The organism is Stenotrophomonas sp. YIM B06876 (genome assembly GCF_030711595.1).
Lineage (GTDB): Bacteria > Pseudomonadota > Gammaproteobacteria > Xanthomonadales > Xanthomonadaceae > Stenotrophomonas.
The window spans coordinates 1-1,172 of record NZ_JAUJUJ010000255.1 but is presented as its reverse complement, the minus strand read 5'-3'; the positions used below and the strand labels follow the sequence as shown (position 1 = coordinate 1,172).

1 protein-coding gene and 1 pseudogene are annotated in these 1,172 nt (G+C 67.2%); both read right to left on the bottom strand.

From position 1 onward, the window contains the following. Positions 1-633: pseudogene (locus QZH66_RS16535) on the bottom strand (potassium-transporting ATPase subunit B); the annotation flags it as partial. A gap of 13 nt (positions 634-646) precedes the next feature. Continuing rightward, positions 647-1,172, bottom strand: a 526-nt coding sequence (locus QZH66_RS16530) for a potassium-transporting ATPase subunit KdpA (RefSeq protein WP_305806960.1), incomplete at its 5' end; no start/stop codon positions are given.

The window sequence follows — 1,172 nt, the reverse complement described above, 5'->3', positions numbered from 1 at the left end:
GATCATGCGGTCGAGGAAGGACTCGCCCGGGTTGACCGTGATGCGCACCACCAGCCAGTCCGACAGCACGCGCGTGCCGCCGGTGACCGACGAGAAGTCGCCGCCCGACTCGCGGATCACCGGGGCCGACTCGCCCGTGATGGCGCTCTCGTCCACCGAGGCCACGCCTTCTATGACCTCGCCGTCGAGCGGAATGGTGCCCATGTCGCCGACCTCGACCAGCACCACGTCGCCCTTGCGCAGGTCGCTCGACTGCAGCGGGTGCCATTGCGCGCCGTGGTGCGGCTCGTGCAGCTTCTTCGCCCAGGTATGGCTCTTGAGGCCGCGCAGCGACGCCGCCTGGGCCTTGGAGCGCCCCTCGGCCAGCGCCTCGGCAAAATTGGCGAACAGCACCGTGAACCACAGCCACAGCGCAATCGCCAGGATGAAGCCCGGCCCCTCGGCGCCGGCCACGGCCGCGTTGCCCAGGCTCATCGCCCACAGCACGCTGGTCAGAATGCTGCCGACATAGACCACGAACATCACCGGGTTGCGCCACTGCACGCGCGGGTCGAGCTTGGCGAAGGCCTGCGCCAGCGAGGGCTTGATCAGCGCCGGGTCGAGAAACGAAAGTTTGTTGTTATACGCAGTCATGTGATGGACTCCCTTAGGCTTTCCAAAGCACCAGGTGCTCGACGATGGGCCCCAGGGCCAGGCTGGGCACATGGTTGAGCAGGCCCACCAGCAGCACCGTGCCGATCAGCAGCGCGATGAACAGCGGCCCGTGCGTGGGCAGGGTGCCGGCGCCCGTGGGAATGCGTTTTTTCGCGGCCAGGCTGCCGGCCATGGCCAGCACCGGCACGATCACGCCGAAGCGCCCCAGCCACATGGCGATGCCCAGCAGCGTGTTGTAGAACGGCGTGTTGGCCGACAGGCCGGCGAAGGCGCTGCCGTTGTTGTTGGCGGCCGAGGTCAGCGCGTACAGGATTTCAGAGAAGCCGTGCGCGCCCGGATTGGCCACGCCCGCGCGCCCGGCTTCGGCCAGCACGGCAACGGCCACGCCCACCAGCACCGTGATCGGGGTGATAAGGATGGCGATGGACGTCATCTTCATCTCGTAGCTTTCGATCTTCTTGCCCAGGTACTCGGGCGTGCGGCCAATCATCAGCCCGGCGATGAACACCGCCAGCATG